Below are 24765 nucleotides of genomic sequence, written 5' to 3'. Positions count from 1 at the left end.
GAGGTCTCCAACGATGTCGATGGTGGGCTTCCTGCCGTTCCGGGCTGCACACGCCCGGTGGTTCCGATCGGTTCAACGGCAAGCGGGAGAACATGCTCTGGATCACATCCGGTATGGATCCGGTGAACCGGTTGTCCGCCCCCGGCGTTTGGCCCACGACGAGACCATCGTGGAGGGAACGTATGCGACAGTCAGTGGGCAGGCCGGTGTCCTCGGTCCTGTGTGGGGCGCTTCTCGCGGCCGGAGCGGTCGGGTGTAGCGGCCCGTCGGAAAGGACCGCACCGAAGCCGTCGGCCCCCGCCGCGAGTGCGAACGCGGCGGCGGCCCCGACCGGCGTTCAGCTCGCGGATTCGGCGATCGGGTCCATCCTCGTCGACCAGAGCGGCCGGAGCCTGTACGCGTTCACCGCGGACAAGGGCGGAGCCAGCAGCTGCACCGGGGCATGCATCGCCACCTGGCCGGCGTTGACCAGCGAGAAGGCCGTCACGCTCGGCAGCGGCCTGCAAGCCTCGTTGTTGACCACGGTCTCCCGCGGCGAGGGCGCCAGCCAGGCGGTCTACGGCGGCTGGCCGCTCTACTACTACGCGGGCGACCTCGGCCCGGGTGACCTCGACGGGCAGGGCGTGGACGGCACCTGGTTCGCCATCGGCCGCGACGGCAAATTGATCAAGGACGATCCGGCGGGCTGACGTTTCCCCCGACAAGGGCTATCGGTACGACTGTGGCATGGCCGACTCTTTCCGCAAGGAAATGAACCGGGACGCTTCGCGGGGCGTGCACCAGAGCAGTCCACCAATGGCATCGCCCGGCCAGCACCACGGGTGAGGAGGAGGCGCGAATGGCTGCCGTGTGGTCCCGCCGCAAGGACACCGCCACCGACGAGGTGCTGATCCGCGCGTTGTACGAGGAACACGGTGGTGCCCTGCTGGCGTATGCCAACCGCCTCACCGGCGACCGCGCCGCGGCCGAGGACGTCGTACAGGAGACCCTGCTCCGTGCCTGGCGACATCCGGAGGCGTTGACCAACAGCAAGGGTTCGGTCCGTGGCTGGCTGCTCACGGTCGCCCGCAACATCGTGACCGACCGGTTCCGCGCCCGGTCGCGGCGTCCCACGGAGGTGCCGGAGTCCCCGGCCACCGTGCCGGTACGCGACGACCACGCCGAAGGGGTCGTGGACTCCATCGTCGTACTCGATGCGCTTGAGCAGTTGTCACCCGAGCACCGCGACGTCCTGCACGCCATCTACTTCCAGGGTCACACCGTGGCCGAGGCCGCCGACGCACTCGGGGTACCGCCGGGCACGATCAAGTCGCGCACCTACTACGCGTTACGGCGGATGCGTGAGGCGTTCACCAGTCAACCGGCGCAACCGCACGGCCAGATGGTCGCCATGAAGGGAGTGGCCGGATGACCACCGAACACGTGACTCCTCTGCTCGGCGCCTACGTGCTCAATGCCCTGGATGAGCAGGAGGTATCCACGGTGGACCAGCACATCGCGTCGTGCCAGGCATGCCGGCTTGAGGTGGACGATCTGCGCGGCGTCGAGACCGCCCTCGGTGGGGTCCCGCCGGAGGCGTTGATCGACGGGCCACCGGCCGACGGCGAGTTGCTGCTGCAGCGCACCCTGCGAACGGTACGCAAGGAGCGCGGCCGGCAGGACTGGCGGCGGCGGGCGACGGTGGCGGCCGCGGCGGTGGCGGTGGGCGGCGCCGTCCTGGGCGGGGGTGCGGTCCTGGGGCGCGCCACCGCCCCGCCGCCGGGCGCGCTCCCTCCGCCGGTGACGACGCCGGCCTCCGCGCCGGGGACCATGCTCGGATCGGCGCAGGACCCGGCGTCCGGCGCGCGGATGAGCGTGGCGGTCCGTCCGGCCGCCGGCTGGGTACGGGTCAACGCCTCGGTGAGCGGGATCGCGGCCGGGCAGCGCTGCCGGCTGATGGTCGTCGCGCGCGACGGCAGCCGACGCGAGGCGGGCAGCTGGCTCGTCTCCGCCGCCAGCGAGCCGACCGGCACGAACCTGGACGGCTTCGCCCTGGTCGCGCCCGGCGACGTCGCCGCGATCGAGGTGGAGACCGTCGAGGGAGCGAAGCTGGTCTCGGTCCCGGTGTAGCTAGACGGGGGCGGGCTCCGGCTCAGGGCTCAGGTCGGTCCCGTCGCGCCGCGCCGGGATCACCGCCCGGGCCGGGCCGGGCCCCTGGCGGTCCAGCCAGCGCCGGGGGGTGTGCTCGCGCCACCACTTCTCGGCCGGTTCCTCCACGTAGGCGAACAGCGCCCAGGACATCGCGTTCACCACCACGGCCATGCCGAGCATCGTGAACAGCACCGCGTCGTTGTCCGGCATCCGGCCCCACTGGTAGGTCGCCAGCCGGCTGATCGAGTGGTGGATCAGGTAGAAGCTGTACGACCACAGGCCCAGCAGTACGAGCGGCCTGGCGTTCAGGAGGCCGCGCAGCCCCCGCACCTCGCGCTGGACGAACGCCACGATGATCAGGCCGGACAGGATCGCGATCACCGGCCGTACGGTGAAGTCGAGTTGCGCCACCACGGGGTCGGACAGCCGCATCCGGCCCTGGTAGTAGCAGAAGACGTAGCCGAGCAGCAGGGTGACCGGCACCACCGGGCGCAGCGGCAGCCGCCAGCCGCGGCTCACGGCCAGCGCGAGGGTCATGCCAAGCAGGAATTCCGGCAGGTACACCAGCGGGTGGCGCATGACCCAGCCGGCATGCGGCCGGGAGAAGTGCGCGGTCGCGAACCAGTGGACGGCCCACATCCCGATCAGACCGGCTGCGGTGGCCGCGACCAGCCAGCGCGTGCGCATCCGGGCGGCGACCCGCCCCAGCAGCGGGAACAGCGCGTAGAAGAGCACTTCGACGCTGAGCGTCCAGGTCACCTCGTTGCCCGGAAGGGTGGGCGTGACCTGGGGAAACCAGTTCTGGACGAGGAAGACCGAGGAGAGCACGCTGGGCCAGTGGATGGTCTTGTGCGCCGCGATGTAGTAGGCGTACACGCCGAGCACGAGCGCGACGAGGTGGGCCGGCCAGATCCGGCCGATGCGGCGCCAGTAGAAGGCACCGGGATGCTCGTGGGGCTTGAAGACCCACATCATCAGGAAGCCGGAGAGCACGAAGAAGAAGGTGACGCCGTGTCCACCGATCTCCGAGTACGGGTAGATCAGCGGTGAGCGCCCGAAACCGGTCCCGCCTCCCACGCCCGTGAAGTGGTGGGCGAAAACCGCGAAGGCCGCGAAGAACCGCAGGCTGGTCAGGGAATCCAGGCGCTTCGGCAGGATGGCCGGGCGGGCCCTGAAGCCAAGTGTGGGCATAGGTGAGGGATCAACTTCTGTCGGCTGCCGGGGGACGGAAGCGACCAGAATAGTGGGATCTGCCGGGCGGCGGAAAGGTGGCGTTCGTCTCGACCGCCCGAACGGGGGTGGCCTCAGCCGGCCACCCGTCCGTCCAGGGTCGCCCGGGTCTGTTCGGCGATCTCCAGTTCCTCGTCCGTGGGCACCACGCACACCGCGACCGGCGCCCCGTCCGGGGAGATCACCGGCGCGTTGCGCTCGTTACGCTCCGGGTCGACGCTGATGCCCAGCGCGGTCATGCCCGCCAGTGCCCGGCCCCGCACGATCGGTGAATGCTGGCCGACCCCGGCCGTGAACGCGATCGCGTCGGCCCGCCCCAGCACGGCCAGGTACGCGCCGACGTACTCGCGGATCCGTCGGCAGTAGACGTCCACCGCCAGGGTGGCCGCCGGGTCGCCCTCCGCCAGGCGCCGCTCCACCTCGCGCATGTCGTTCTCGCCGGCCAGGCCGCGCATCCCCGCGTGACGGGTCAGCATGTCCTCGACCTCGTCGATCGACAGCCCGGCCACCCGGTGCAGGTGGAAGACGATCGCGGGGTCGATGTCGCCGCTGCGCGTACCCATGACCAGGCCGCCCTGGGGCGCCATGCCCATCGACGTGGCGACGCTGCGCCCGCCCCGCACCGCGCAGGCGCTGGCGCCGTTGCCCAGGTGCACGGTGATGATGTCGGCCCGGTCGGCGGGCACGCCGATCAGCTCGGCCGTGCGCCGCGCCACGTACGCGTGGGACGTCCCGTGGAAGCCGTAGCGCCGCACGCCCCAGCGCTGCGCCAGGCCCGCGTCGATCGCGTACGTGACGCCCTCGGGCGGGATCGTGGCGTGGAACGCCGTGTCGAACACGGCGACCTGCGGCACCTCCGGCAGCAGCTTGCGGGCCACGTCGATGCCGCTGAGCGCGGGCGGGTTGTGCAGCGGCGCCAGCGGCACCAGCCGCGCGATCGTGGCCGCGACCTCGTCGTCGATGACCGTGGCCCGGGTGAACTCGCTGCCGCCGTGCACCACCCGGTGCCCGACCGCGACCAGCCCGGCCAGGTCGATGCCTTCCATGATCTGCCGCAGCGCGGTCTCGTGGTCGTGCACCTCGCCGCCCGGCTCGCCGATCCGCTCGACCAGCCCCTTGGCGACCGTCGCGGTCCCGTCGAACAGCCGGTACTTGACCGACGACGAGCCGGTGTTGAGGACGAGGATTCGGGTCATGTCGCCGCCTGGATCGCCGTGATCGCCACCGTGTTGACGATGTCCTTGACCGTCGCGCCGCGGGACAGGTCGTTCACCGGGCGGCGCAGCCCCTGCATCACCGGGCCCACCGCGACCGCGTTCGCCGACCGCTGCACCGCCTTGTAGGTGTTGTTGCCCGTGTTCAGGTCCGGGAACACGAAGACCGTCGCCTTGCCCGCGACCGCGCTGTCGGGCAGCTTCGCGGCGGCGACCGCCGGGTCGATCGCGGCGTCGTACTGGATCGGGCCCTCGACCGGCAGATCGGGGCGGCGGGACCGGACCAGGTCCGTCGCGGCGGCCACCTTCTCCACGTCGGCGCCCGCGCCGGAACTGCCGGTCGAGTACGACAGCATCGCCACCCGCGGTTCGATGCCGAACGCGGCGGCGGTCTGCGCGGACGACACCGCGATGTCGGCCAGTTGCGTCGCGTCCGGGTCGGGGTTGACGGCGCAGTCGCCGTACACCAGGACGCGGTCGGCCAGCAGCATGAAGAACACGCTGGAGGCCACCGACACCTCGGGCACGGTCTTGATGATTTCGAACGCCGGGCGGATCGTCGCCGCCGTGGTGTGCGTGGCACCGGAGATCATGCCGTCCGCCAGCCCGGCGTCGACCATCAGCGTGCCGAAGTAGCTGACGTCGCGGACCACGTCGTAGGCCAGGTCGAGCGAGACACCGCGATGGGTACGCAGCTCGGCGTACCGGCGGGCGAAGCGGTCGCGCCACTCGCTGGTCGCCGGGTCCGCCAGCCGCGCGCCGTCGATCTCCACGCCGAGTTCCCGCGCTCGGCGGGTGATCTCGGCCGGGTCGCCCAGCAGGGTCAGGTCGGCGACCCCACGGCGCAGCAACGTCTCGGTGGCGCGCAGGATCCGCTCGTCCGTGCCCTCCGGCAGCACCAGGTGCCGCCGGTCCGCGCGGGCCCGGTCGATGAGGTCGTACTCGAACATCAGCGGGGTCCGCCGGCTGGAGCGGGTGACGTCGAGCAGCCGGTTGAGCTCGGCGATGTCCACATTGGTCTCGAACGCGCCGAGCGCCGCCTCCACCTTGCGCGGGGTGGCCGGGCCCAGCCGGGCCTCGATTCGGCCCGCCGCCGCGATCGTGTCGTAGCTGTCCGTCTTCACCACCAGCATGGCGAGGCCGGTGTTCAGCCGTTCGATCACCTTCACCACCCGCGGGTCGGGCGGCGTGCCGATCGTCAGCACCAGCCCGGCCAGTGTCACGTTGCCCGCCGCGTGCGCGGCGCTCGCGGCCACCAGCAGGTCCGACCGGTCACCCGGGGTGATCAGCAGGCCGCCGTCGGTCAGGTGCTCCAGCACCGCGGGCACGTGCGCGGCGCCGACCACGTAGTCGAGGACGTCGCGGTCCAGCGCCGCCGCGTTGCCACTGACCACGGTGGCGTCGAGCGCCGCCGCCACCTCGGCCACCGTCGGAGACGAGATCGCGGGCACCTCCGGCACGACGTACACCGGTACCGGCAGCCCGGCCGGGGTGGGCGCGCCGGGCTGCGCCCGGTTCGCGACCACGGCGACGACGGTCGCGTGCAGGTCCACCAGCGAGTGGTACGCCGACCGCACCACCGCGCCCAGGTCGACCCGTCCCTGCCCACTCACCACCGGGATGACGACACTGCCGAACTCCGTGGCCAGCCGGGCGTTGAGGCCCAGCTCGCGGGGCATCTCGTCCGCGCCGTCGTGGCTCTCGGTGAAGTCGGTGCCGATCACCACCACGGAGGCGCACCGCCGCTCCACCTCGCGGTAGCGCTCGATGATCCGGGAGATCAGCTCCTCGCGCCGGCCGTCGGCCAGCAGCGCGGCCGCCTCACCGGCGGTCATCCCGAACGAGTCCCCGTACGGCGCCAGCGTCGGATACCGGTCGATCAGCAGGGTCAGGATCGGGTCGGGGCCCTGGTCGCCGACCAGCGGCCGGAACACTCCGATGCGGGCCACCTGCCGGGACAGCAGCTCGACCACCCCGAGCGCCACGATGCCCTTGCCGACCGCGGGGCCCAACCCCGCGACGTACACGCTGCGCGCCACACCCTCAACGTACCGGTCGGCCGATCACCGTGGCCCCGGGCCGGCCGACTCCGTCGCGCGGGACTTGCGCCTCATCCCCGCAGCAGCGGGCCGAGGTAGCCGGACGGGCGGTCCAGGAAGCGCCGCCAGTGCGCGACCAGGTCCAGGTCCTGCCAGGCGGCCCGGCGGACGCCGTGCTCGCCGAGCTCCAGGATCGTGGCGTCCGGCAGCGCGGTGAGCACCGGCGAGTGGGTGGCGACGACCACCTGGGCGCCGACGGCCCGCATCTCGTCCAACCGGCCCAGCAGGCCCAGTGTCGAGGTGAACGACAGCGGCGCCTCCGGCTCGTCCATCAGGTAGAAGCCGTACCCGTTGAACTTGTGCGCCAGCAGTTCCAGAAAGCCCTCGCCGTGGCTGCGCTCGTGAAACACGCCCGGGTCGCCCACCTCGTCCTGCAGGTACGTGTAGAGACCGTGGGCGGTCTCGGCCCGCAGGAAGTACGCGTGTCCCGCCCCGCCCGGCGTACGCACCAGGCGCAGCGCCTCCCCCAGCGGGGACTCCGTGGCCCGGGTGTGGTGCCGGGCGTGCCGGGACCCGCCCTCGGAGTTCAGGCCGTGCGCGATCGCCAGCGCCTCCACCAGCGTGGACTTGCCCGAGCCGTTCTCGCCGACCAGGAACGTCACGCCCGGCGGCAGGTCGAGGCCGTGCTCCAGCACGGAGCGCACGGCGGGAATCCGGGCCCACCAGGAGTCCCGGTCGATCTCGGCGGTCGGATCCGCCTCGACCCGGCGGACCGGTCGTCGGGCGCTACTCGTCATCGTCCTCGTCGGCGCGGGCCAGCCAGGTGGCGAAGCGCTCGATCGCGGTCTCGAACTCGGGGTGCACGTCGACGAAGGTACGCAGCTGGTCGCCCAGCCACTCCAGCGTGACGGTCTCCTCGCCACGCCGGTCGACGAGTTCCTCGATGCCACGGTCGGTGAAGTACACGAACTCTCCCAGGTGGACAGGGGCGCCCCGCCGATCGGCGGGACGCCCCAGGTTGTTCAGTGCGCGGTCACGGGCGCGGCAGCGCCGCCTCGATCAGCGCCGACTGTTCCGCGTCGTGCATCTTGGCCGAGCCCACCGCGGGCGCGGCGGCCGCGGGCCGGGAGATCCGGCGCAACCGTACGCCCTCGAGGTGCTCGAGCAGGTTGAGCGCCACGAACGACCAGGCGCCCTGGTTGGCCGGCTCCTCCTGCACCCAGGCGAAGTCCTCGGCGTTCGGGTACTGCCCGAGCACCGCCTTGAGCTCCTCCACCGGCAGCGGGTAGATCTGCTCCATCCGGATCAGGGCGGTGTCCGTGATGCCCCGCTCCGCGCGCGCGGCGTACAGGTCGTAGTAGACCTTGCCGGAGCAGAGCAGTACCCGCTTGACGGCCTCGGGCCGCAGCGGGGTGCCGTTGATGCCGGTGTCGCCGAGCACCGGCTGGAACCGGCCGGTGGTGAAGTCGGCGACCGACGAGATGGCCAGCTTGTGCCGCAGCAGCGACTTCGGCGAGAACACCACGAGCGGCTTGCGCTTGGGCGACAGGGCCTGCCGGCGCAGCAGGTGGAAGTAGTTCGCCGGGGTGGTCGGGTTCGCCACCCGCATGTTGTCCTGCGCGCACAGCTGCAGGAAGCGCTCCGGGCGGCCGGAGGAGTGGTCCGGGCCCTGGCCCTCCTGGCCGTGCGGGAGCAGCAGGACCACGGAGGACCGCTGGCCCCACTTGACCTCGCCGGAGGAGATGAACTCGTCGACGATCGACTGGGCGCCGTTGACGAAGTCGCCGAACTGCGCCTCCCACAGCACCAGGGCGTCCGGGTTCTCCACGGAGTAGCCGTACTCGAAGCCCATTGCCGCGTACTCGCTGAGCAGCGAGTCGTGCACGAAGAACCGCGCCGTGCCGGTGGCCAGGGTGGACAGCGGCAGGAAGTCCTTGCCCGTCTTCGCGTCGATGATCGCCGCGTGCCGTGAGGTGAAGGTGCCGCGCCGCGAGTCCTGGCCCGCGAGCCGCACGGTCACGCCCTGGGACAGCAGCGAGCCGAACGCGATCAGCTCGCCGAAGCCCCAGTCGACGCCGCCGTCCGCGGCCATCTTGGCCCGCCGGTCGAGCAGCTGCTGGACCCGCTTGTGCGGCGTGAACCCCTCGGGCAGTTCCACGTGGGCCTGGCCGATCGCCCGCACCACGGCCGGGTCGATCGCGGTGTCCACCTCGGGATCCGGCTCCTGTACGACGCTGCGCGGCCGCGGCGGGGAACCGGCCGCGTCCCGGGTCGCCTTGAACACCTGCTCCAGCTGCGACTGGTAGTCGCGCAGCTGCTCCTGGGCGTCGTCCACGGTGATGTCACCGCGGCCGATCAGCTCCTCGGTGTACAGCTTGCGGACGCTGCGCTTGGTGTCGATGATCTCGTACATCCGGGGGTTGGTCATCGACGGGTCGTCGCCCTCGTTGTGGCCGCGGCGGCGGTAGCAGACCAGGTCGATGACGACGTCCTTGTTGAACGCCTGCCGGTACTCGAACGCCAGCCGCGCGACCCGCACGACCGCCTCGGGGTCGTCGCCGTTGACGTGGAAGATCGGCGCCTGGATCATCCGGGCCACGTCCGTGGAGTACAGCGAGGAACGGCTGTACTCCGGGGCGGTGGTGAAGCCGACCTGGTTGTTGACCACCACGTGCAGCGTGCCGCCGGTGCGGTAGCCGCGCAGCTGGGACAGGTTCAGCGTCTCGGCGACCACGCCCTGGCCCGCGAACGCGGCGTCGCCGTGCACCAGCACGGGCAGCACGGTGAAGCCGTGCATGCCCAGGTCGAGGCGGTCCTGCTTGGCCCGGACGATGCCCTCCAGCACCGGGTCGACCGCCTCCAGGTGCGACGGGTTCGCGACCACGCTGACCGTGGTGGAGTGCTCGCCGTCCGGGGTGGTGTACTTGCCGGTCTGGCCCAGGTGGTACTTGACGTCCCCGGAGCCGTGCGCCGACTTCGGGTCCATCTGACCCTCGAACTCGTTGAAGATCTTTTCGTACGGCTTGCCGACGATGTTGGCCAGCACGTTGAGCCGGCCCCGGTGGGCCATGCCGATGACGATCTCGTCCAGCCCGCCCTCGGCGGAGGCCTGCAGCACCTCGTCGAGCAGCGGGATCAGCGACTCGCCGCCCTCCAGCGAGAAGCGCTTCTGGCCGACGTACTTGGTCTGCAGGAAGGTCTCGAACGCCTCGGCCGCGTTGAGCCGGTTGAGGATGTGCTTCTGCTCCTCGGTGTCCGGCTTGGTGTACTTGATCTCGATGCGTTCCTGGATCCAGCGGCGCTCCTCCGGACCCTGGATGTGCATGTACTCCACGCCCACCCGGCGGCAGTAGGTGTCGCGCAGCACGCCGAGCACGTTGCGCAGCTTCATCATCTGCTTGCCGCCGAAGCCGCCCACCGGGAACGTACGGTCCAGGTCCCACAGCGTCAGCCCGTGCTGGAGCACGTCCAGGTCGGGGTGGCGGCGGATCGTGAACTCCAGCGGGTCCGTGTCCGCCATCAGGTGCCCGCGCACCCGGTACGCGTGGATCAGCTCCGGCACGCGGGCCGCCTTGCCGATCTGGCCCTCGGAGGTGTGCGCCACGTCGCGCACCCAGCGCACCGGCTCGTACGGGATGCGCAGCGAGGTGAAGATGTCGTCGTAGAAGCCGTGCTCGCCGAGCAGCAGCTCGTGCATGGACTTGAGGAACTCGCCCGACTGCGCGCCCTGGATGACCCGGTGGTCGTACGTGCTGGTCAGGTTCGTGACCTTGCTCACCGCGTGGTCGGCCAGCGTCTCGTCGGACATCCCCTGGTACGGCGCCGGGTACTCCATGGCGCCCACGCCGATGATGGCGCTCTGGCCCGCCATGAGGCGCGGGATCGAGTGCACCGTGCCGATGCCGCCCGGGTTGGTGAGCGAGATCGTGGTGCCCGTGTAGTCGTCCATGGTCAGCTCGTTGCGCCGGGCCCGCCGGACCACGTCCTCGTACGCCTGCCAGAACTTGCGGAAGTCCATCTGCTCGCAGTTCTTGATGGACGGCACGACCAGGGTGCGGGAGCCGTCCTTCTTCGCGAGGTCGATGGCGATGCCGAGGTTGATGTGCTCGGGCTGCACGAGGGACGGCTTGCCGTCGACCTCGGCGTACGAGTTGTTCATCTCGGGGTGCGCGATGACCGAGCGGACCATGGCCCAGCCGATCAGGTGGGTGAAGCTGACCTTGCCGCCGCGCCCGCGCGCGAGGTGGTTGTTGATCACGATGCGGTTGTCGATCAGCAGCTTGGCCGGGACGGCGCGCACGCTGGTGGCGGTGGGCACCTCCAGCGAGGATTCCATGTTCTGCACGATCTTGGCGGCGACGCCGCGCAGCGGGGTGACCTTGGCGCCGGCCGGAACCGCGGCCGTCTCCTTCGCCGGGGCGGCGGGCTTGGCGGCTGCGGGCTCAGCAGGCTTCGGGGTCGCCGGCACGGTCGGCTTGACCGGGGCGACCGTCGCGGCGGCCGGGGCGTCCGTGCCCGCGCGCGCCGCGGTGGCGGTCGCGTTCGCGGCGGTCGCCTCGTCGGGCGTCGCGATGGACTCGGCAGCCATGGCCGGCTTGTAGTCGGCGAAGAAATCGTGCCAGGCGGGGTCGACGCTGGCCGGGTCGGCCAGGTAGCGCTGGTACATCTCGTCGACGATCCACTCGTTGGGACCGAAATCCGCGAGTGGATTGTCCTGCGAAGTCTGCTGGGTCGACACTTCCGTGTTCGCCTCTTTCACCATTGTCAACACGCGACGCGATCGTCACAGGGGACGGAACGGATTCCCGTCAAGGCTACGCCGTGCGCCACGCCAGCCCACCCGGACGTCCGGGCTGTGACGAACGCCTACTCCGCCCCCTGGACGCTTACGACACGTCGCGCCGTTTGATGATCGCCGTCCCGATCAGCCCCATCACCACCGCGTAGCCGATGAGCACGGCCGCGCCGACCCAGCGCGGCGGGCTCCCCGGCAGGTCGGTGCCCGAGATCATCAGCTGCGACGCCGCCGTCGGGAAGATCACCTGCAGCTTCGAGAACCAGTCCGCCACGTACTCGCTGAGCAGGAAGAAGATGATCCCGACCGCCTGCGAGCCGACCACGTACACCGCGGTCAGGACGACGGTGGCCGCGATCTGGCTGCGGATCAGCACGCCCGCGCCCACGCCCAGCACGGCCCAGAGTCCGAACGCCAGGCCGTTGAGCCCGATCGCTCGCCAGACCGCGGGGTCGCCGAGCTGCGGGCCGAGGTCGAGCGAGTGCAGGATGAGCGGTGCGAAGATCAGGTTCAGTACCGTCAGGACCAGCCAGAACACGAGGGCCAGCAGAGCCGCCGCGGCGTACTTGGCCAGCACCACCGACTCGCGCCGGGGGGTGACCAGGAACGTCGTCGTCGCGGTCTGGTGGAAGAACTCGTTGGTCACCAGGATCGCGCCCAGCAGCAGCACCATGAGCACGCCCATGAACTGCCCGCTGGTGTAGAGGTTGGCGGCCACGTTCACCGTCTCGCCGGCCGCCTGGATCTGCTCCGCCTGGTTGGCCGGGACATCGCCGCCCGTTTCGGCCGTGGTGATGGCCACGGAGCTGCCCCAGTTGAGCAGGATGCTCGCCGCGTACAGCGGGAGCAGGATGAGGCCGAAGATCCACCAGGTCGGTGTGGTGCGGATCTTGAGGAGTTCGGCGTTGACCAGCTTCATCGGATCCCCGCCTTTCCCGCGGTCAGTTCCAGGAACACGCGCTCCAAATCGGCGCGCTCACCGGCCAACTCGTGCAACTCCACCTTCGCGACGAACGCGGCGTGGCCCACGGCGGCGGCGTCGAGGCCGGTGACCAGCAGCGCGCCGTCCTGCTGGGGGGTCACGGTCGCGCCTTGTGCCTGCAGCGCGGCGGCCAGCTCGGCCGCCTGCGGGCTACGGACCCGGGTCTGGGCCGCGCCCGCCATCGAGCCCAGCACCTCCTCCACCGGGCCCTGCCGGACCAGCCGGCCCGCCGCGATGATCACGACGTCGTCCGCCAGCTGCTGCATCTCGCCGAGCAGGTGGCTGGAGACCAACACCGTGCGCCCCTCGGCCGCCAGCGCCTTGAGCAGGTCCCGCATCCAGCGGATGCCCTCCGGGTCGAGACCGTTCGCCGGCTCGTCCAGGATCAGCACCCGGGGGTCGCCCAGCATCGCGGCCGCGATCCCGAGGCGCTGCTTCATGCCCAGCGAGTAGCCCTTGAACTTGCGCTTGGCCGCCGGGGTCAGCCCCACCAGCTCCAGCACCTGCTCGGCGCGCTCGCGGGGCAGGCCCGCCGCGGCGCAGATCACCCGCAGGTGGTTCAGCCCCGTCCGGCTCTTGTGCGCGCTGGACGCCTCCAGCACCGCACCCACGTGGCGCAGCGGCTCGGCCAGCTCTGCATACCGGTGGCCGTTGATCGTCGCGGTGCCCGCGGTCGGACGGACCAGACCCACGAGCATGCGCAGCGTCGTGGTCTTGCCCGCGCCGTTCGGGCCGAGGAAGCCGGTGACCCGGCCGGAACGGACCGAGAACGACAGATCGTCGACCGCCCGCAACTGCTTGTACTGCTTCGTGAGGTTCTGGACCACTATCGCCTCGGGGCCCGGACCCTGCTGCCCGACGCTCAACCGCCGCTCCTTTGCCGTAGACGCAGGTGGATCACCGTATCGGACGCACGCTCATTCGTCCGACAAGGCGATCCAGGTGGCGTGAGCGGTGGCGAGGCGGGCACCATCCGGGCCGTACACGGTCGAATCGACCGTCGCCTTGCGGCCCCGCAGCGCGCTCGCCCGGCCGACCACGACGCAGGTGGCGCCCGGCTGCGGCAGCGCGTCGACCGCGACCGCGATACGGCCCAGCACGTACACCCGGCCGATGTGCAGGGCCGACCAGCCGCCGGGGCAGTCCAGCGCGGCCCACATCGTCTCGACCCGGACGTCGGGCGGCACGGTCCACGGCGCGGCGGTGCGCTCGTCGCTGAGCAGGCCGGGGAAGATGCGCAGCCCGTCGCGGTGGTGCGGCCCGCAGACGTAGCAGGTGGGGAACGGGTGGTCGGTGAAGCCCGGGTACGCCTTGGCGGCCGCCTGAGCCTCCGCCAGGGAGGCCGCCGGGACGCCGGGGCCCGCGTCCGCAGTCTCGGTGACCTCGGCGACCAGCGTGCCGTCCGGGGCGGTCACCTTGCCGTCCGCCACGGCCAGCTCGGTGTCCAGCGGGGGTGGAATCCGCAGCGTCACCTCGAACGCCCGGCCGTCGGCGGCGGCCCCGCTCGCCACCGCGAACGCGCCCGCCGACCAGCCGCCGTTACCCGAGGCCGGAGGCCCGTTGAACTTCCCCGGAATCCGCATGCCCGACACCGTCTCACACATCCACGACACAAACCGCCCGTTGCGGGTGGCGTACATTGTGCGTACGGTTGACGTCGTGAACGCCAAGGCCGAACGACTACATCTGCGCCTGGACGCCGAGCAGCGGGCCCTGCTCGAAGCCGCCAGCGAGGCCACCGGCTCCAGCCTGTCCGCCTTCGTGCTCCGGTCCGCGACCGACGCGGCGGCCGGCGTGCTCGCCGACCGGCGTGCCTTCCTGCTGGACGAGCAGGACTGGCGGGCGTTCGACGAGGCACTGGAACGGCCCGCCCAGGACGTCAGCGGTCTGCGTGAGCTGCTCACCCAACCGACGGTGCTGGACGCACGCGACCAGGCATGACGACACCCGGCTTCTCGGCCGTGGAGGCGCTCACGTCCGGGCACGTCCTGGCCGGCTTCGACTGCGGCTCGCCCGCCCAGTCGGCCTGGCTGGTGGACCACGCGATGCAGGCGCACCGGGCCGGACTCTCCCGGGTGTACGTGGTGAGCGATCCCGACCGCCGGGTGGTCGGCTACTACGCGCTCGCCGCCGGCAGCGTGGCGCCCGCGGACGCCGCACCCCGTCTGAGGCAAGGCGCCGGGCGCTACCACCAGCCGGTGATGATCCTGACCCGGCTCGGCGTCGACACCTCCGCGCAAGGCGCCGGCCTCGGCCGCGCGCTCGTCGTGGACGCGCTGCGACGGATCGCCGCCGCCTCCGACGTCGTCGGCGTACGGGCGGTCCTCATCCACTGCGAGTCCGACGCGGCACGCGCGTTCTACCTGCGGCTGGCCAAGTTCGAGGCGAGTCCGACGGACCCGATGCACCTGCTGCTGCTCATGAAGGACCTGCGCCGCGCCCTGGCCTGACGGTTACGCCCCGGTGGTCGCGTGAGGCGTTCATGTGCTGGTCATCCGGCGCCATCATCGCCGAAACCGACACCGTCTCACACACCCACGACACTCCGGTCGGGTCTATGCGATCGCGGCGATGTTGCCGTCCTCGAAGTAGATGGCCTGGTGAAGGCGGCCACCAAGAGCCGCCGCGTAGCGGGCTAGGACGTCTTGGCCGGAGATCTTGCCCTGTTCGATCTGGGAGACCCGGCCCTTCGTGACGCCCATGTGGTCGGCGACCTGTTGCTGGGTCAAGCCGCGGGAGCGGCGTACCTCAGCCAGGCGGTGCCCGACCACCGCCGTCAGTAGTTCCTGCTTGCCTTCCGCCACGCTCTGCTCGCCGCCGGCGCGTTCGACGTGCTCTGCGCGAACGTCCTTCCAGCGCACATAGCTGTTCATGCCTGTGGGCCCTCCTCTTCGGCGCGCTCCTTCAAGTACTTCTCGTAACGTTGCTCCGCCAGAGGGATGGCTTCGCGGTACCAGTCGTTCCATTGTCCGGCCTTGTCCCCGGCGACCAGCAGGATGCTGGCGCGCCACGGATCGAAGACGAACAGGATGCGTACCGTACCTGGACGCAACCTCCTTGAGGTTGGCGATCGATGAGCCGTGGATCGTGTCGACCAGCGGCCGCCCCAGTCCCGGTCCGACCTCCGCGAGAAGGTCGATCGCCTGCACGACGCGGGCCTGGGTGACTGGTTCGAGGCTCTCGATCCAATCCTGTACCTCGTTGACGAGATAGATGTCCCACTCTTCAGCCGGCACCGGTCGAGTATAGCGATCAGTAAACTCGCGTCGGAAGGCCGGTGGGTCGCGTGAGGCGTTCATGTGCTGGTCATCCGGCGCCACCATCGCCGAAACGCCGGTAACAGGTGCGGACCTTACACAGATGGCATGGCCGTTCTCATGACCGCCGCCGCACCCACCGGGACCAGCGGCTACTCGCTCCTGATCGCCGCCGACGCCGACCAGGTGGCCGCGGCGCAGCGACTGCGCCACGACGTATTCGCCACCGAACTCGGCGCCCGCCTCCCGCACGCCGTGGACGGCCGTGACGCCGACGAGTTCGACGAACACTGCGACCACCTCATCGTCCGCGACGACGCCACCGGCACCGTGGTGGGCACCTACCGGATGCTGCGCCCGGCCGCGGCCGAGCGGGCCGGGCGCCGGTACGGCGACGGCGAGTTCGACCTCAGCCGCCTCGCACCGCTGCGCGGCCAGCTCGTCGAGACCGGACGGTCCTGTGTGCACCCCGAGCACCGCTCCGGCGCCGTGGTCAACCTCATGTGGGCCGGCATCGCCCGCTACCTGCACCTGAACAATCTGCGCTGGCTCGGTGGCTGCGCCTCCGTGGGGCTCGACGACGGCGGGCACACCGCGGCGGGGGTGTGGGCCCGGGCCCAGGCCAGGCACCTGTCGCCGCCCAGCCTGCGGGTCCGGCCACGCCGCCCCTGGCTGACCGCGACCACCCCGGCCGGCGACCCGAAGGCCGCCGTGCCGCCGCTGCTGCGCGGCTACCTGCGGCTGGGCAGCTGGGTATGCGGGGAGCCCGCGTACGACCCGGACTTCCGCACCGCCGACTTCTACGTGCTGCTGTCCACGGACCGGATGGACCCGCGCTACCGGCGGCACTTCCTCGGGGCGACCCGGTGATGTGGCAGCCGGCTTCCGGGTGCGGGCCGGGGTGCCGCAGCGAGGGTGACGACCCGGCGCGCCACGGGACGGCGGCGCTGCGGTTGGCGGGGGTGTGCGCCGTACTTCTGCTGGGTCTGGGGGTTGTGCCGCTGGTGCGCCGCGCCGCCGTGCGGGCCGGTGCCCGCGTGTTGCTGGCGCTGCTCGGGGTGCGGCTGGTCTGGCGCGGCCCGCTGCCGCGCCCCGGCAGCCTGCTGGTCGCCAACCACGTCTCCTGGCTGGACATCCTCGCGTTGCACGCGGTGCTGCCGGTCCGGCTGGTCGCCAAGCGGGAGGTCCGCGACTGGCCGGGGGTCGGCGCGCTCGCGGCCGCGACCGGCGCGATCTTCCTGGACCGGGCCCGGCCGCGGACGCTGCCGCGGACCGTGGCCGAGGTCGCCGCGGCGCTGCGGGCCGGGCGGTCGGTGGCGGTCTTTCCGGAGGGTACGACGTTCTGCGGCGCCCGCCAGGGCCGGTTCCGGCCGGCGGTGTTCCAGGCAGCCGTCGACGCGGGCGCGCCCGTGGCCCCGGTCTCGATCAGGTACGACTCGACCGGGGCGGCGTTCGTCGGCGACGACACGCTGTGGGCTTCGGTGCGCCGCGTGGCGGCCCTGCGCGCGCTCACGGTGACCTTGGTGGCGGCGCCCGCGCTGCGGCCCACCGAGGGCGCCGACCGGCGGGCGCTGGCCCGGGCCGCGCAGGCGAGTGTCGGGGTGACCTCGGGGTTCGACCTGGCGGCATAGGCGGAGGCGGCGCGCTCGGCCCGCCGCGCCGGGCCGGGGAAAGACGCGCGGGCTCACAGAGAGCTTTCAGCCGCTGCGCAGGCGCGGTGCAGGTCGCACGGAGAATAATGGCAGCATGGCCGCCACCCAGACCGCGCAGAAGCAGACCGAGGCGAAGCTGCTCGTCGTCGAGGACGACGCGAACATCCTGGAGCTGCTCTCCGCCAGCCTCCGCTTCGCCGGATTCGACGTCAGCACGGCCACCAGCGGGAGCGCGGCGGTGAGCGCCGCCAAGAACATCACCCCGGACCTGGTCGTGCTCGACGTGATGCTGCCGGACCTGGACGGGTTCGAGGTCATCCGGCTGATGCGGGAGGGCGGCGCGCGCACTCCGGTCGTCTTTCTCACCGCCCGGGACAGCACCGACGACAAGATCCGCGGGCTGACCCTGGGCGGCGACGACTACGTCACCAAGCCGTTCAGCCTGGAGGAGCTGACCGCCCGGATCCGGGCGGTGCTGCGGCGCACCTCGGCCGCGGACGAGCAGCCGTCCCGGCTGGTCTTCGCCGACCTGGAGCTGGACGAGGAGACGCACGAGGTGTATCGGGCGGGGCAGCGGGTGCAGCTGTCGCCGACCGAGTTCAAACTGCTGCGCTACCTGATGCTCAACGCCAACCGGGTGCTGTCCAAGGCGCAGATCCTCGATCACGTGTGGAAGTACGACTTCCGGGGCGACGACAACATCGTCGAGTCGTACATCTCGTACCTGCGGCGCAAGGTCGACAACGTCGAGCCGCGGCTGATCCACACCCTGCGCGGCGTCGGGTACGTCCTGCGCAAGCCCGCCGTCTGAGCCTGCGGTGGCCCTCCGCGGACCGGCCCGCCTGAGCGCCCACCTGGCGGCGAAGGTGCGCAGCATCCCCTTGCGCGTCAAGCTGCTGGCCGCGGTGCTCGCGCTGGTCTTCGCCGCCCTGACGCTGATCAGCGTGGCCAGCACCCTCGCGCTGCGCGGCTACCTGCTCAGCCGGATGGACGACGAGTTGGAGACCGCCACCTCGAATCTCGAGGCCACCCTCGAGGGCATCGCGGTGCGCCAGCTCGATCCGCGGCTGTACATCCCGAGCGAGTACATGTTCGCGATCTGCGACGCGCACGGGGTCGGCGCGCCGTACAAGAGCGACCGGCGCCTGACGGAGGACGATCTGCCGCGCTGCATCAAGGGCGCGGAGGAGATCGACAAGCGGCAGGCCGACCAGCCGTTCACGGCGGTGTCGCCGAGCAAGCGCTACCACTGGCGCATGATGATCCTGGACCTGCCCAACGGCGACTATCTGTACGTCGGGCGCAACATGACCGAGATCGAGTACGCGGTCTCGCGGCTGATCTGGATCGACCTGCTCGTGGGCACCGGGGTGCTGCTGTCGCTGGCGGTGGTCGGCGCCGCGATCGTGCGTACCAGCCTGCGCCCGCTCACCGACATCGAGCAGACCGCGGGGGCCATCGCCGCCGGTGACCTGACCCGGCGGGTGCCCGACCCGGAGCCGGACAGCGAGGTGCCGCAGACCGAACTCGGCCGTCTCTCCCGGGCGCTGAACTCCATGCTGGCCCAGATCGAGACGGCGTTCACCGCGCGGGCCCAGTCCGAGACCGCCGCCCGGGCGGCGGAGTCGGTGGCCCGGGACGCGGCCGGTGCCGCCCAGCTCTCCGAGGCCCGCGCGGTGCGCTCCGAGGAGAAGATGCGCCAGTTCGTGGCGGACGCCTCGCACGAGTTGCGGACGCCGCTGACCACGATCCGCGGCTTCGCCGAGCTGTACCGGCAGGGTGCGGTCGCCGACCCGGCGGGCGTCGCCCGGCTGGTGCGCCGCATCGAGGACGAGGCCGCCCGGATGGGCCTGCTCGTCGAGGACCTGCTGCTGCTGGCCCGGCTGGACCGGGAACGACCGCTCACCCTGGCCCCGGTCGAGCTGCCCGTACTGGCGGTGGACGCCGCGCACGCCGCGCGGGCGACCGCCCCGGAGCGGCACATCGAGGTGGACGTCCAGGATGAAGCGCACAAGCTCGTCGCGTACGGCGACGACGCCCGCCTGCGCCAGGTCATCGGCAACCTGGTGACCAACGCGCTCACCCACACGCCACCGGACGCCGAGGTGACCCTGCGCGTGTTCCGGGAGGACGGCAACCGGGTCGCGCTGGAGGTCAGCGACACCGGGCCGGGGCTGACCGCCGCGCAGCGCGAGCGCGTCTTCGAGCGGTTCTACCGGGCCGACGAGGCGCGCACCCGGCACACCGACCGGGAGGCGACGGGCACCGGCCTCGGGCTGGCCATCGTGGCGGCCATCGTCCGGGCCCACCACGGGTCGGTGGAGGTCGTCAGCGAGGAGGGCAAAGGTGCCACGTTCCGGGTGGTGCTGCCCGCGCTGGATGCCGACGTATCTGGCGAACCCTGACAGAGCCGTTCACAGAAAACATTCAGGGCAGACACAGGGCCACTCGAGTACGGCCCGGCACTCTTGAGTCATGACCGAGTTCGAGACCCACCCGCAGCGGAGCGACTCCTCCTCTTCCGAAGAGCCGTCGTACCGGCCCGCGGACGCCTCCCAAGAGAGCAGCATCGCGCAGCGGGGAGAGTCCGATCCCACCGTCGTCCAGCCCACCGTCGCCCCGGCGGTAGCCGCTGAGGCCACCACGTCCCAGCCTGAGGTCGCCGCCCCGGCCGCGCCCCAGTCGGATGCGCCCCAGTCGGCCGCGCCCCAGTCGGGTGCGCCGCAGCCCGGCGCGCCCGCCGGTCAGCCGGGCGGCTGGGCCTCGCCGTGGCAGCAGCCGCACCCGGCGTACGCGGGTCAGCAGTACCCCGGTCAGCACCACCCGGGCTACGCGCCGCAGCCGCAGTACGCGACGGCCGGTGCCCCGGGCGGACACGGAGCCCCCGGCGGGTGGGGCGGCGGGTCGGCCGAGTCGGCGCCCGTCTGGGCCGCGCCGGTCGGCGCCGCCGATCCGCGTGACCCCGGCAAGCCCGGCCGTGGCCGCAAGATCCTCGTCGCCGGTGCGGCGGCCGCGGTCATCGCGATCGGGGCGGGCGGGGTCGGCGCGGCCGCCGCGCTGGCCCTCAGCGACGACCACGGCAACGCCACCGTGCCGACCAGCAACTCGTCCGTGACCCGGGTCGTCGACCGCTCGTCGATGGCGCAGATCGCCGCGGCCGTGCAGGACAGCGTCGTCTCGATCACCACGGGATCCGGTGAGGGCTCCGGCGTGATCATCAGCAACGACGGTTACGTCGTCACCAACAACCACGTGGTCGCGACCGCCCGCGGCAACACCGTGCAGGTGATCTTCGCGAACGGGAAGAAGGCCGACGCGACGATCGTGGGCACCGACCCGCGTACGGATCTGGCCGTGGTGAAGGCCTCCGGGGTGTCGGACCTCAACGCCGCCCACTTCGGGGACAGCTCCAAGATGCAGGTCGGCGACACCGTGCTGGCGATCGGCAGCCCGCTCGGCCTGGAAGGCTCGGTGACCGCGGGCATCATCAGCGCCAAGGACCGCACGATCCGCTCCGGCGGCGAGGGCCCGCAGGCCCCGTTCGGCAATGGCCAGGCGCAGTCGGCGCCGACGACGATGTCGGGTCTGCTGCAGACCGACGCCCCCATCAACCCGGGCAACTCGGGCGGTGCGCTGGTCAACACCAACGGCGAGATCATCGGTATCAACTCCGCGATCGCGACGTCGGGCCAGAACTCGGGCAACATCGGCCTGGGCTTCGCGATCCCGAGCAACAAGGCCAAGCAGGTCGCCGACGCGCTCATGGCGGGCAGGAAGGTCAGCCACCCGGCACTGGGAGTGAGCGTCGCCGAGGCGCAGGGTGGCGGTGCGCTGGTCAGCAGCGTGACGAAGGACAGCGCGGCGGCGAAGGCCGGGCTGCAGCAGGGCGACGTCATCACGTCGGTGAACGGCAAGTCGGTCGGCGACTCTGACGACCTCGTCGGGATTGTCCAGAGTGCCAGTGTTGGTGACAAGGTGACCATCGTGTACACCCGCGACGGTGCCCAGAAGACCGTGACGGCCCAGTTGCAGGAAGCGTCCTGACGGTCTGAACCGGTCGGTCATAAGGCCGAAACTCCCTCCCCGCAGCGGTGGGCGGGTGCGATCACCAAGGTGGATCGCACCCGCCCACCGCTCTTTTTCGGCCCGTTGACAGGAAGGAAATGCCCGCTTCCGGCGGAAAAGTGGCGCGACTAATCGGAGTGGAGGGGTCGCCATCGAGCGGCCCCACCGCCTACTCTCCATTCGCCATTGGCGCGGAGTGGAAGGCCGACCCGAGTGACCTACGTCGAGACCCGGATGAACGTCTGGGAGGCGCTGGCCGGGCGCGCGCCGGGAGAGCCCGTCGGACCAGCGGACCCCGGCCTGTGGGGCGCGGTCATCGACCGGCTCAACCCGGCCCGCGCCATGCCGGTGCTGCGCGCGGGCATCGAAGCCGTCGAACTGACCAGCGCGCGCGGATCCGCGTACGTGATGCTGCGTTCGCCCGACGACGGCGGCCGCGCCTGCTACCTGCGGCTGACCCCGCAGGAGTACCAGCTCGCGCTCATCATGGACGGCAGCCAGACGGTCGCCCGGCTGGTCGCCGAGTTCGCCCGCATCGCGGGGCGGCTCGCCCCCGACCAGGTCCGCCGCGTCGTCGCCGACCTCGCCGGCAACCGGATGCTCGAGGAACTGCCGGTCGACGCGTTCGCGCCGCTGGAGCGGATCCAGCGCAAGCCGCTGCCCGAGCGGGTCGGCGGCACCCTGCTGGCCGCGCTGCGCGGTCGGCGGATGCTCTCCGTCGACATCGACGGCTTCGTCTCCGCCCTCTACCGCAACGGCGGCCGGCTGCTGTTCACCCGCGGGGCCGCCATCGCCATGGCGATCGTCGCGGTACTCGGCCTGATGCTGTTCATCGGTACGTGGTGGCGGGCCAGCCAGACGGTCTTCCTGACCGGCGGGTCGTACCTGCTCGGGGCGATCGTGCTGCTGGTGCTGAACGTGTTCGCACTGGCCACCCACGAGCTCGGCCACGCGCTGGCCACCAAGCACGCCGGGCGGGAGGTGCCCGCCGCCGGGCTGCTGGTCTACTTCGGCATCCCGTCGGTGTTCGTGGACACCACCGACGTGTGGATGGCCGGGCGCCGGGCGCGCATCCTCACCACGGCCGCCGGGCCGCTGACCGGGCTGGTGCTGGCCGGGGGGATGCAACTGGTCGGCTTCGCGATCCCCGCGCTCGGGCCGCTGGCGTTCAAACTCGCCTTCGCGTGGTACCTGAACGTGCTGTTCAACCTGAACCCGTTCATCGCGCTCGACGGCTACTACCTGCTCATGGACTGGCTGGAGATCCCGAACCTGCGGGCCCGCGGGCTCGCCTGGGTCGGCGGCCGGCTGCGCGGACGTCCCCGCAAATGGGGCGAACTGGACCGCGAGGGCCGCCTGGTCGCCATGTACGGCGTGCTGGCCATCCTGTGGCTGGCGGTCGCGGCGAACCTGGCGTACCGGGTGTGGGCGGACCGGGTGTCCGGGGTGATCACCGGGCTGTGGCACGGCGGGGTGGGCAGCCAGCTGCTGCTCCTGCTCATCGTCGGCGGGCTCGCCGCCCCCCTGATCTACCTGGCCGCCGGGTGGCTGGCCCGCTGGTGGCGTACCGCCCGCGAGCGCTCCGCCGAACGCGAACGCGAGGCCGACACCCCACGCCGGCTGGCCGCGCTGCTCTCCTCGGAACTGGGCGGTCTGCCCGAGCCGGTGCTGGCCAACCTCGCGGAGCGGGCCCGCTGGGAACGTCCCGCCTCCGGGCGGCAGCTCGTCCTCGCGGGCAGCGCCCCCTCCGCCGTGTACGTGGTGGTCGACGGCGCGATGCAGGCCCGCAAGCCGGGCGACCCGGGCGGCACCATCCGGCACCACGTCGGCCCCGGCGGCGTCGTGGGGCTGGCCAGCGCGCTCACCGGGCGGGCCACGGCGCTGGACTGGCACACCGCGGACACCACCCTGCTGGCGGTGCCGACCGCCACGGTCGCCACGGTCGTCGGGCCGATGCCCGGCCCCCCGCCGAAGGACCGGGCGGAGGCCGAGACGCTGTTCGCGGACACCCCGGCGCTGGCCGGGCTCGCCGCCGACGACCGGCTGGCGCTGATCGCCTCCGCGCACCCGGTGGACCTGGCGCCCGGGGCACCGGTCGTCCTGCCCGGACCGACCCACGCGGTCGTGGTCGAGTCCGGCGTCATCGCCATGCCCGACGGGGTCGAGCTGCGCCGCGGCACGCTGGTCGGGCCGGTCGGCGACGGCGACCCGGGGATGGTCGCGCAGACCCGTACCCCGGTCCGGTTGTGGGTCATTCCGGACGCCTCGCACCTGCCGCCGCTGGTCGGCGCGGCCCGCCACGCCGCGCCGCCGCCGGTGCTGCGGCCGGGCACCACCGCGCCGACCGCCGGGGTGCACCCGACTGTGTACCCGCCGCTGGCCGTGCCGCCGGGGCCGCCGTCCGAGTCCGACGACCCCGACGTGGATCAGCGGTTCGAGCGGCGGATGTGGTGGCTGGTGGTGCTCGGCCTGCTGCTGGCCCTGCTGCTGACCGGTGCCAACCTCGCGCCGAGCCCGGCCTGGGCGGAGATGCCCACCGACCGGGTGCTGCTCACCGCCGAGCGTGGCCGGGTCACCGCCCTGGTCGGCGGGACCACCGTCATCCTCAACGAGGGCGACCGCCGGTACGTCGGCGACGGCACCCGGATCGAGGTGCCGGACCAGGCCTCCGGCCGGCTCACGTTCACCGGCGGCGCCGCGGCCGTGCTGTGCTCCGGCTCGCGCGCCCAGGTGGGGCGGCTCTGGACGGAGACGGCCCGGCACCGCGAGCCGCACGGGGAGCTGGCCATCGACAACGGTCGCCTGCTGGCCGACACGACCAGCACCAGCGGGGCGTTCCGGCCGCTGGCCCTGAGCGTGCAGCGTCCGCTCGGCGAGGTGGCCAGCACCGGCGCCGCGTGGTTCGCGGTGGACCCGGGCGCGGTCACGGTCTCGTCCGGTGTCGCCACCGTCGCCGGGGTACCCTCCCCGGCCACCGGCAACGCTCTGACCTGCGGCGACGGGGTGCCCGTTGCGCCACCGGCGGCCGGGCCGAGTGAGTCGCCGAGCGACGAACCGCCCTCGGACCTGCCGTCCGAGCCGCTGCCGACCGAGACGACCGTCCCGCCGACGACGGTGGCCCCGCCGCCCCAGCCGACGCCGACCACCCCGCGCGCCACGACCACGCCGCCCCCGGCGGCGACCACCACCGTCCGGCCGCCGACCACCCGTCCACCGGCGACGCGGCCGACCACGCGCCCGACCACGACGACGCCGACCACGGCGCCGACGACGGTGCCGACCACGGTCCCGACGACGGTGCCGACCACGGTCCCGACCACGGTGCCGACCAGCGACCCGCCGACGTTGCCGCCGATCAGCATCGGCTGACGGAATTAACGGCATCCTGCCTGGTGGGGGAC

General features: G+C 72.0%; 21 protein-coding genes and 1 pseudogene. 11 read left to right on the top strand and 11 right to left on the bottom strand.

Annotation, left to right across the window (positions count from 1 at the left end; translation table 11 throughout):
- Positions 1 to 182 precede the first annotated feature (182 nt).
- From EV385_RS08845 to EV385_RS08835, 3 genes are all read left to right on the top strand, one after another.
- Positions 183 to 689: a COG4315 family predicted lipoprotein gene (locus EV385_RS08845; RefSeq protein WP_165449422.1), complete on the top strand. Its 507-nt coding sequence runs from the start codon at positions 183 to 185 to the stop codon at positions 687 to 689.
- A 149-nt stretch (positions 690 to 838) separates the two neighbouring features.
- Positions 839 to 1411: a sigma-70 family RNA polymerase sigma factor gene (locus tag EV385_RS08840; protein ID WP_130509028.1), complete on the top strand. Its 573-nt coding sequence runs from the start codon at positions 839 to 841 to the stop codon at positions 1409 to 1411.
- Complete coding sequence (locus EV385_RS08835; RefSeq protein WP_130509027.1) at positions 1408 to 2109, top strand: anti-sigma factor family protein; 702 nt, start codon at positions 1408 to 1410, stop codon at positions 2107 to 2109. Before EV385_RS08840 ends, EV385_RS08835 begins: the two co-directional genes overlap by 4 nt.
- Here the strand turns inward: EV385_RS08835 and EV385_RS08830 are convergent, their stop codons facing one another.
- The 9 genes from EV385_RS08830 to EV385_RS08790 all read right to left on the bottom strand — a co-directional run bounded on the left by EV385_RS08830 (position 2110) and on the right by EV385_RS08790 (position 13973).
- Positions 2110 to 3321, bottom strand: coding sequence for an acyltransferase family protein (locus EV385_RS08830; RefSeq protein ID WP_130509026.1), 1212 nt, complete (start codon positions 3319 to 3321; stop codon positions 2110 to 2112).
- Positions 3322 to 3434: 113 nt separating this feature from the next.
- Positions 3435 to 4556, bottom strand: coding sequence for an acetate/propionate family kinase (locus EV385_RS08825; RefSeq protein WP_130509025.1), 1122 nt, complete (start codon positions 4554 to 4556; stop codon positions 3435 to 3437).
- Complete coding sequence (pta, locus tag EV385_RS08820) at positions 4553 to 6613, bottom strand: phosphate acetyltransferase (RefSeq protein ID WP_130509024.1); 2061 nt, start codon at positions 6611 to 6613, stop codon at positions 4553 to 4555. The genes EV385_RS08825 and pta overlap by 4 nt, the downstream gene beginning before the upstream one ends.
- A gap of 71 nt (positions 6614 to 6684) precedes the next feature.
- Positions 6685 to 7410 carry an AAA family ATPase gene (locus EV385_RS08815; protein WP_130509023.1) on the bottom strand — a complete coding sequence of 242 codons (726 nt, stop codon included), beginning with the start codon at positions 7408 to 7410 and terminating at the stop codon, positions 6685 to 6687.
- Positions 7400 to 7579: a DUF6104 family protein gene (locus EV385_RS08810; protein WP_130509022.1), complete on the bottom strand. Its 180-nt coding sequence runs from the start codon at positions 7577 to 7579 to the stop codon at positions 7400 to 7402. The genes EV385_RS08815 and EV385_RS08810 overlap by 11 nt, the downstream gene beginning before the upstream one ends.
- Positions 7580 to 7646: 67 nt before the next feature.
- Positions 7647 to 11351, bottom strand: coding sequence for a multifunctional oxoglutarate decarboxylase/oxoglutarate dehydrogenase thiamine pyrophosphate-binding subunit/dihydrolipoyllysine-residue succinyltransferase subunit (locus EV385_RS08805; protein WP_130513171.1), 3705 nt, complete (start codon positions 11349 to 11351; stop codon positions 7647 to 7649).
- Positions 11352 to 11499: 148 nt separating this feature from the next.
- Positions 11500 to 12327, bottom strand: a complete 828-nt coding sequence (locus EV385_RS08800; RefSeq protein ID WP_130509021.1) for an ABC transporter permease — start codon at positions 12325 to 12327, stop codon at positions 11500 to 11502.
- Positions 12324 to 13256, bottom strand: a complete 933-nt coding sequence (locus EV385_RS08795; protein ID WP_130509020.1) for an ABC transporter ATP-binding protein — start codon at positions 13254 to 13256, stop codon at positions 12324 to 12326. The genes EV385_RS08800 and EV385_RS08795 overlap by 4 nt, the downstream gene beginning before the upstream one ends.
- A 51-nt stretch (positions 13257 to 13307) precedes the next feature.
- On the bottom strand, positions 13308 to 13973 hold the full coding sequence (locus EV385_RS08790) for a hypothetical protein (protein WP_130509019.1): 666 nt from the start codon (positions 13971 to 13973) through the stop codon (positions 13308 to 13310).
- A 76-nt stretch (positions 13974 to 14049) separates the two neighbouring features.
- Between EV385_RS08790 and EV385_RS08785 the strand changes: the two genes are divergently transcribed.
- Entirely contained in the window at positions 14050 to 14331 is a 282-nt protein-coding gene (locus tag EV385_RS08785) for a type II toxin-antitoxin system TacA family antitoxin (protein ID WP_242624783.1), read from the top strand.
- Complete coding sequence (locus tag EV385_RS08780; protein WP_130509017.1) at positions 14328 to 14840, top strand: GNAT family N-acetyltransferase; 513 nt, start codon at positions 14328 to 14330, stop codon at positions 14838 to 14840. The genes EV385_RS08785 and EV385_RS08780 overlap by 4 nt, the downstream gene beginning before the upstream one ends.
- A 105-nt stretch (positions 14841 to 14945) precedes the next feature.
- Here EV385_RS08780 and EV385_RS08775 read toward each other — a convergent pair whose 3' ends face one another.
- Positions 14946 to 15263, bottom strand: coding sequence for a helix-turn-helix domain-containing protein (locus EV385_RS08775; protein WP_130509016.1), 318 nt, complete (start codon positions 15261 to 15263; stop codon positions 14946 to 14948).
- Positions 15260 to 15626: pseudogene (locus tag EV385_RS08770) on the bottom strand (type II toxin-antitoxin system RelE/ParE family toxin). Before EV385_RS08770 ends, EV385_RS08775 begins: the two are co-directional and overlap by 4 nt.
- A gap of 129 nt (positions 15627 to 15755) precedes the next feature.
- Between EV385_RS08770 and EV385_RS08765 the strand changes: the two are divergent.
- The 6 genes from EV385_RS08765 to EV385_RS08740 all read left to right on the top strand — a co-directional run bounded on the left by EV385_RS08765 (position 15756) and on the right by EV385_RS08740 (position 24733).
- Entirely contained in the window at positions 15756 to 16517 is a 762-nt protein-coding gene (locus EV385_RS08765; RefSeq protein WP_130509015.1) for a GNAT family N-acetyltransferase, read from the top strand.
- On the top strand, positions 16517 to 17278 hold the full coding sequence (locus EV385_RS08760; protein ID WP_130509014.1) for a lysophospholipid acyltransferase family protein: 762 nt from the start codon (positions 16517 to 16519) through the stop codon (positions 17276 to 17278). The genes EV385_RS08765 and EV385_RS08760 overlap by 1 nt, the downstream gene beginning before the upstream one ends.
- A 115-nt stretch (positions 17279 to 17393) precedes the next feature.
- A complete protein-coding gene (locus EV385_RS08755) occupies positions 17394 to 18110 on the top strand; it encodes a response regulator transcription factor (RefSeq protein ID WP_130509013.1) in 717 nt (238 codons plus the stop codon).
- 7 nt (positions 18111 to 18117) lie between these two features.
- On the top strand, positions 18118 to 19704 hold the full coding sequence (locus EV385_RS08750) for a sensor histidine kinase (protein ID WP_423203027.1): 1587 nt from the start codon (positions 18118 to 18120) through the stop codon (positions 19702 to 19704).
- Positions 19705 to 19774: 70 nt separating this feature from the next.
- The gene (locus EV385_RS08745; RefSeq protein ID WP_130509012.1) at positions 19775 to 21343 is read left to right on the top strand and encodes a S1C family serine protease; all 1569 of its coding nucleotides are present in this window, start codon (positions 19775 to 19777) and stop codon (positions 21341 to 21343) included.
- 234 nt (positions 21344 to 21577) lie between these two features.
- A complete protein-coding gene (locus EV385_RS08740) occupies positions 21578 to 24733 on the top strand; it encodes a cyclic nucleotide-binding protein (protein WP_130509011.1) in 3156 nt (1051 codons plus the stop codon).
- Positions 24734 to 24765 lie beyond the last annotated feature (32 nt).

It is taken from the genome of Krasilnikovia cinnamomea, assembly GCF_004217545.1.
Taxonomy (GTDB): domain Bacteria; phylum Actinomycetota; class Actinomycetes; order Mycobacteriales; family Micromonosporaceae; genus Actinoplanes; species Actinoplanes cinnamomeus.
Note: the sequence above shows the minus strand (reverse complement) of the source record. Positions and strands in the feature narration are given on the sequence as shown.